Genomic DNA, 7,823 nt, shown 5'->3' with positions numbered 1-7,823 from the left:
AAATATTATTGAATTATAATAATGAGGTGATATTTTGACGAAATGGCTTAATGAAAATATATTAATAAAATATTGGGAAGATAGATGTAGTAGTTATAAATTACCTGATGGAAGGAAAATATTAAAGGCAGATAGAAATCCGAGTTTTGGTGCATACCCAGATATTTTAAGAAATGAGTTAGATACTGGTGAAGTCGTTCCTTGTGAGATAGAGTGGGAAACAACAAATTTTAAAAAACATGGACATGATATTGAATTGTTGATACAAAATGGTGGTTTTTTATTAACATTTATAGAAAATAGTGCATTTGATGTTCCGCAGATTAAAATAATAGAGTCAGATTTTATAGAGTGGTTTTGTAATGATTCAAAGAAAATAGTATTAGATACAGTAAATACAGTTAAAAAGAGAGCGATAAAAAGAATTGATCCATTTGTATGGATTATATACATATCAACAAGAGGTAGCAAAAATTATGAGGTAGCTCTAGAAAAAGGTATCTGGGGATTTGCTGAAACTGATAAGCGTAAACGTAGAGGGGCAGATATGATAAAAGATATAAGAAAAAATGATTTTATTATATTTATTAAGGTATTCCAATCAGATGAGAATAATAGGATTAAAACTCCGAGAATAAAAGATAAATCTAAATTTATAGGTAATATTTCTGAAATTACAGGTGTTAGGGTTACTAGAGGATATTATTTTGATGAAAAAAATAATAGTATATGGAGTGATAAAAAATATCCACATAGATTTGATTTTGATAGAGATTTCTTATTTAAAGGAACTAAAGTACCATTTAATCCTAAAAATTTTGGAGAATATTTGCATAAACAAATTGCAAATCAAATAAATGCAAATACTCTACAACATATAAATTCAACGATGTTACTAAAATTAATGACTATATGCTCGGAAAATAGATAAATTACATATTACCCACAATATATGAATATAGCATTAATTTTTATAATATATAATACTATATATTATAAAGTAAGGAGATAGTTATAGTGAATATAGGTCTAGATAGTAATAAAATATATAACTGTGACTATAGAAGAAAAATAGAAGAACTAAAAGATAAAAGCGTAGATATGGTATTAACGGATATACCATATTTATTAAATAAGGAATCAAATTTAAAGGGAATAAAAAACTATAATAAAAAAGGTAATAGTTCATCTTGGGAAGATCCTAATAAGTTATCCTGGGATGATGATTTTGACTTGGAAAATTATATTTACCACTGTTGTAGAATTTTAAAAGATTCGGCAAGTATAATAGTTTGGTCATCTTGGCAACAGTTAGGAGCGGTTGATGAATTAATAAAAAAAAATTTAGGAGAACTAAAAGGAGAACCTAGAGTAGGTGTGTGGAGAAAGAGTAATCCTAATGTTACTAATATGGATAAAATGGCCATACAGCCGTATGAATTTTTTGTGTGGAATAGGAAAGGAAGTAACGTTATATTCAATAATCAAAATGGAAAATATATTGATAAGTCTGAAGTACGTCAACATCCAGAATTGCACTATTATGAAAATTCATCGACATCAAATAAAAAGTTAGAAGGAAAACATCCAACATCGAAACCAGAGTCGTTGTTTAGATGGTTGATACTTACATATACAGATGAAATAAATAAAGATGGTGAAAATAGTATCATTTTTGATGGTTGTATGGGAGGCGGAACAACAGCAGTTGCAGCGAGAAAAGAAGGTAGAGATTTTATTGGATTTGAAAAAGAAGAAGAATACTGTAAAATAGCAAAGTCAAGGTTAGAAAAATTAGATAAGAATAGTATTTATAAATCTATAGTGAAAATAGAATGAATCGTGGGTATTATTCCTACGATTCGTCTCCACCATTGAAATCCACAAAAACTCATATTCATTTGAATATGAGTTTTTTTATGAAAACAACTATCTTTTTATTTCACATTTTCCATCAATAGAACAACTAAGATTATTATATTTAACTTTAAAATCAGCATTATTAGCCAATATATTTTTTATTATATCTATATATTCTTCTTTAGAGCATACTGACTCTATAATTTCTCCTATTACATTTCCTTTACTATCAACAAACACAGTTGTTGGTATTACAAATAATTTACCTGTAGCATATTCTACAAATGTACTATCAGCAAAAATATTAGGATACTTAATATTATTTTCTTCTATAATAGTTATAGCTTTTTTTAAGTCTTTTTTCTTATAGCTGTCCATTTTTAAATCTGATACTATTCCTAAAACACCTACATTATAACTTTTAAATTCATCATAGATTTCTTGTAAATCAGGTAATTCCTTTACACATGATGAACAATATGTTCCCCAGATATTTACCATAGTGAATTTATTTTGTGAAAATATACTACTATCAATATCTTTATTAAAAATAGTTTTAGAAGAGAATTTTATATACTCTATATTCTCTCTATTTTGCATCTTTTTTTGTACATCTTTATTAAATACTATTAGAGAGATTATAATAAAAACTATCAATAGTAGTATTCCAATAAATATTATTTTTAAAATCATAAGGCACTCCTTTTTATTAGTATTATTCTCAATATATAAAATGATAGTATATTATTATTTGTATATAAGATTTTTTATAATACGACAATATGAATCATGTATTTAATAATATACATATTTAGAGTAATACTCAATATTTATTTTCTTTATATTTATATTAGTATATATAAATATAACTTAGAATGAGTTGTGTGAATATTGTTATCTTAATTGTAGTATGCTAACATTTACGTATATTAATATATAGGAGGAAATGTAATATGAATAAACCAATTTAAAAAATCTCAAAAATAAATTTTAAAAAACCTGTTAGGAGGTTTATTTAATTATGCTTAAAATGAGGTGTATAAATTGGTGAGAAATAAAAATATTTATATTATGTTTTTTATAGTGTTTCTTCAAGGATTGGTATTTTATGGACCTGTAGCTACTTTATATAGAGAATCTAGGGGAATGAGTTTATCTGAAATATTTATAATAGAATCAATATCTTGGATATTAACAATGTTATTAGAGGTGCCTTGGGGATGGTTCGCAGATAAATTTGGATATAAAAAAACCTTAGTGATTTCTAATTTTATATTTTTTATATCTAAAATTATTTTCTTTAACTCATATACTTTCATAATGTTTTTATTAGAAAGAGTATTCTTGTCTATTTCTATAGCTGGATTATCAGGCTGTGACACTGCATTTTTGTATACTTCATTGGATAAAAATGAAAATAGTGAAAAAATATTTGGATTATATAATAGTTTTTCTACTATTGGATTTTTAGTTGCGTGCATATCATCATATAGAATTATCAATATATCTATGGATTTTGCGGTGTTTTTAACTATTATTACTTATGGAATAGCAGCTATAGCAACTTTATTTATTTCTGATACATCTAAGCCAAACAGTAAAAATAACAATATAGTATGCAATTTTAAAGTAGCAATTAAAAATAAACAAATTATTTATATAGTAATATCATTTTCATTAATAAGTTTAGTAGTACAAAGTATTACGGTATTTTTAAATCAGTCTCAGTATATAAAATCCGGAATTGATATTAAATACTTTGGGATACTATTAGCACTTAATCAAATAATAAAGCTTAGTGCTTCAAAATCTTATAAATTGAGTAAAAAGTATGGAAAGTTAAAATCAATTAAGATTATGTACTTAGCTATAGGATTGAGTTGTATAATGTTAGCTTTTACTTCAAATATAATCTTAAGTATACTCTCAACTTTATTAATATCTTTATGTATTTCATTGGTAAGTCCTATGGTAGTAGATATAGAAAATAAATCAATAACAACAGAAGATAGAGCAACGATTTTATCAATATATTCAATGATTAGTAGTGTTATATCAGCGATGATAAGTCCTGTAATTGGTGTTTGTGCAGATATATCTATTGATTTAGCTTTTTTTATATGCTGTATTATATGTATAATGGCATATGTTATATTAAAAAAACAAGTTTTTGAAATCGTAAAGATAAAAGATAGTTTTTAGGATAGGAGAAGTTATGTATAGATTCAAAAAATTTAATAAAAGAATCTATCAGTTTAGTTATAGAATCAATGAACTTTGTAGTAACTTACTAAAAAGTTCGTACTTGTTAATGAGCGTATACTAATCTAGTATTAAAATATAATATTTTTACGAGGAGGAAATTATGAAAAAAGAAATAGAAGTATTTGACTATGCAGGTAAAATTATGAAGGGTGTTAAAGCTGGAGTTCTTTTGACTACTAAAGCAGAAGATAAAGTTAATACTATGACTATATCATGGGGAACTTTAGGGATCGAGTGGAATAAGCCTATATTTACGGCTTTTGTAAGAGAGAATCGTTTCACAAAAGAACAACTTGATAAAAATCCACAATTTACGATAAACGTACCAGTAGGCGAATTTGATAAAAAGATATTAGGTGTGTGTGGTACAAAATCTGGTCGTAATGTTGATAAGATTAGTGAGCTTAATTTGACTTTAGAAGAGTCTAATAATATTTCTGTTCCAGGGATAAAGGAATTTCCTCTTACTCTTGAGTGTAGAGTTATTTATAAACAAGAACAGGATAAAAATGCTATTACAGAAGAAAATAAGAAAGCTTTTTATCCTCAAGATGTAGGCAGTTCTTATCATGGAGCAAATAATGATTTCCATACGGCTTATTATGGCGAGATTGTTGACGCGTATATAATAGAAGAGTAATAAGAAAGTTATACAAAGAAAACGTTGACAAAAAAGATGGTATGTTCTATCATAGTAATTGGAATTAGGTAGTAATTGTTTAAGTACAAGCTAAGCTTATTCATTAATAATAGTAGTATCCTAGGAAGGAGTCTGCCCATTATTATGAATAAGCTTTTTTTATACTTAAAAGGAGGCTAATCATGATAATTAATAAAATATTAAACAACAATGTTGTAATTACATCAGATGACAATGATGAGGAAATTATTGTCATGGGTAAAGGCATTGGTTATCAAAAATCAAAAGGTGATTCAATAGATGAAACTAAAGTAAACAAAGTATTTAGAATTTCAAATAAAGAAATATCAACTAAGTTACAAGAATTACTTAATAATATTCCTATGGAACACATGAAACTATCAAGTGAAATTATAGAGTATGCACAAATAAAGTTAAGTAGGAAGTTAAATGAAAGTATTTATATATCATTAAGTGATCATACTTATTCTGCAATTCAAAGAATGAAAGAAGGCGTAAATGTAAAGAATGCAATACTTTGGGAAACTAAAAGATTTTATAAAGAAGAGTTTGAGATTGGAATGAAAGCATTAGATCTTATTGAAAGTAAGACGGGTGTAAGATTACCTGATGATGAAGCTGGATTTATAGCTTTTCATATAGTAAATGCACAGTTAAGTGAAGGAAATACCTTGGCATCTGATATTACAAAGTTAATGCAAGAAGTACTTAATATAGTTAGATACCATTTTGGTATAGAGTTTCATGAAGAATCAGTGTTTTATTATAGGTTTATAATGCATCTAAAGTTTTTTGCACAAAGGTTACTTTCAAATAGTTCACATGAAGGAGAAACAGATAAAGAGCTATTAAGCATTATTAAGTCTAAATATAGTAAAGAGTTTGAATGTGTAGTTAAGATTAAAAACTTTATTAATAAAAAGTATAACTATATGTTAACAGATGATGAGCTTATATATTTAACTATTCATGTGGCTAAAGTAGTTAAAGACTCAAATATGAAATCTGAGTAATTTCTCAGTATTATAAAAAATTATACCTATGGTTGGATGGTAACATTGAGTTGGCCAAACCTTCAGATTTTAAAAAAATATGGAGGCAAAAAAATGGGAAAATACAAACAATTAGCACAAGACATAATAAAAAATGTTGGTGGAAAAGAAAATATTAATGGATTAACACACTGTATTACAAGGTTACGTTTTAAGTTAAAAGATGAAAGTATAGCTAATGATGATGTACTAAAAAATATGGGAGATATTGTTACTGTTATGAAAAGTGGAGGACAATATCAAGTAGTTATAGGTAATCATGTTGAGGCAGTTTATAAGGATGTAGTTGAGATAATTGATTTAGACAATTTAAATACATCTTCAGAAACTAAAAAATCAGGAAGTATTCTAGATAAAGGGATAGATATAATATCAGGTATTTTCCAACCAGTGTTAGGGATAATGGCAGCCTGTGGTATGTTAAAAGGGTTAAATGCTTTATTTGTAGCATTAGGATTATATAGTGCTACGTCTGGTGGATATATGGTAATAAATGCAGCTGGAGATGCACTATTTACATTCCTTCCTTTATTTTTAGGATACACTTCAGCTAAGAAATTTGGGTTAAAACCTATGCTAGGATTAGCTCTAGGAGCTGCAATGTGTTACCCAGCAATACAAGGAAGTAGTATATCAGCAGGTGCAGATGCAATGTACACTTTATTTAAAGGAACGATGTTTGCATCACCAGTATATATTGATTTCTTTGGATTACCAATAATATCAATGGATTATACAGGCACAGTTGTACCTATTATATTTGTAGTGTATTTTGCATCTAAATGTGAGAAGTTATTTAATAAGTTTGTTCCAGACTTAGTTAAGTTCTTCTTTGTACCGATGCTTACTTTATTAGTAACACTACCTGTTGCACTTATAGTTATAGGCCCTATAGCAACGTTTGGATCTACACTTATTTCAGAAGCTGTACTTTCAATAAGAGATTTCAGTCCATTATTAGCAGGTGCTATAGTAGGATTTTCTTGGCAAATTCTTGTTATTTTTGGGTTACACTGGGGATTCATTCCTGTATATATAAATAATGTTATGACTTTAGGATACGACAATGTTATGATGCCATTCTTTGCTTGTACATTTGCAACTTCTGCAGTTGTATTAGCTATATTTATTAAAACTAAAGATAAAAAGTTAAAAGAGATGGCAATACCAAACTTTATATCTGGGATATTTGGAGTTACAGAGCCAGCAATTTACGGAATGTTATTACCTTTAAAGAAACCATTTATAATAAGTTGTATAGCTAGTGGTATTGGTGGAGCTTTCTATGGATTCTTCAATCTTAGAAAGTTTATAACTGGAGGAATGGGAATATTTGAACTTCCAGCAATGATTGAACCAAACGGTGGAATGGGTAACTTAATAGTAGCTCTTTCTGGTATGGCTATATCAATGGTGGTAGCTTTTGTATTAACTATGGTTTTATATAAAGATAAGGAAGAAGTTAAAGAAGTAGAAAATAAGGTTAAAGAAGAAACAAAAGAAGTTAAGTCTACTAAATTAGAAAAAGAAATAGTAGTAAGTCCTATAAAAGGTGAAGTATTAAATTTAAATGATATAGAGGATGCAGCATTTTCATCTGGGGTACTAGGTCAAGGAGTAGCAATAATACCTAGTGATGGAAAAGTAGTTGCACCAGTAGATGGAGTAGTTACGACTTTATTCCCTAGTTTACATGCTATAGGAATTCTTTCAGATGAAGGTGTTGAAGTTCTTATTCATATTGGATTAAATACTGTTCAGTTAGAAGGAAGAGGTTTTGAGGCATGTATAAAGCAAGGTGATAGAATTACAAAAGGTCAAACGATATTGAAATTTGATATTGATGTAATAAAAGAAGCTGGATACAGTGTTGTAACTCCAATTGTTGTTACAAATTCATCTCAATTTTTAGATGTAGTACAAACAGAAAGTAAAAATATTGAATTAGAGGATAATCTGATTACAGTTATATTTTAGGAGGCTTA

The 7,823-nt window shown here is 27.5% G+C and carries 7 protein-coding genes; 6 read left to right on the top strand and 1 reads right to left on the bottom strand.

All coding sequences use genetic code 11. The features are described 5' to 3' along the window. Window positions 1-34: 34 nt before the first annotated feature. Window positions 35-931, top strand: coding sequence for a hypothetical protein (locus RWY47_RS14050; protein WP_224170513.1), 897 nt, complete (start codon window positions 35-37; stop codon window positions 929-931). A gap of 86 nt (window positions 932-1,017) precedes the next feature. After that, window positions 1,018-1,839 carry a DNA-methyltransferase gene (locus RWY47_RS14045; protein WP_224170514.1) on the top strand — a complete coding sequence of 274 codons (822 nt, stop codon included), beginning with the start codon at window positions 1,018-1,020 and terminating at the stop codon, window positions 1,837-1,839. 90 nt (window positions 1,840-1,929) lie between these two features. Here RWY47_RS14045 and RWY47_RS14040 read toward each other — a convergent pair whose 3' ends face one another. After that, window positions 1,930-2,553, bottom strand: coding sequence for a TlpA disulfide reductase family protein (locus tag RWY47_RS14040; RefSeq protein ID WP_224170515.1), 624 nt, complete (start codon window positions 2,551-2,553; stop codon window positions 1,930-1,932). A 354-nt stretch (window positions 2,554-2,907) separates the two neighbouring features. Between RWY47_RS14040 and RWY47_RS14035 the strand changes: the two genes are divergently transcribed. From RWY47_RS14035 to RWY47_RS14020, 4 genes are all read left to right on the top strand, one after another. Continuing rightward, complete coding sequence (locus tag RWY47_RS14035; RefSeq protein WP_316030354.1) at window positions 2,908-4,062, top strand: MFS transporter; 1,155 nt, start codon at window positions 2,908-2,910, stop codon at window positions 4,060-4,062. Between the two features lie 163 nt (window positions 4,063-4,225). After that, complete coding sequence (locus tag RWY47_RS14030; RefSeq protein WP_224170517.1) at window positions 4,226-4,765, top strand: flavin reductase family protein; 540 nt, start codon at window positions 4,226-4,228, stop codon at window positions 4,763-4,765. 182 nt (window positions 4,766-4,947) lie between these two features. Then, window positions 4,948-5,799, top strand: coding sequence for a BglG family transcription antiterminator LicT (licT, locus tag RWY47_RS14025; protein WP_224170518.1), 852 nt, complete (start codon window positions 4,948-4,950; stop codon window positions 5,797-5,799). A gap of 93 nt (window positions 5,800-5,892) precedes the next feature. Continuing rightward, entirely contained in the window at window positions 5,893-7,815 is a 1,923-nt protein-coding gene (locus tag RWY47_RS14020) for a beta-glucoside-specific PTS transporter subunit IIABC (RefSeq protein ID WP_224170519.1), read from the top strand. Window positions 7,816-7,823 lie beyond the last annotated feature (8 nt).

Origin of the sequence: Paraclostridium sp. MRS3W1 (assembly GCF_032465715.1) — a bacterium.
GTDB lineage: Bacteria > Bacillota > Clostridia > Peptostreptococcales > Peptostreptococcaceae > Paraclostridium > Paraclostridium dentum.
This window is presented reverse-complemented; position numbering and strand designations above follow the sequence as displayed.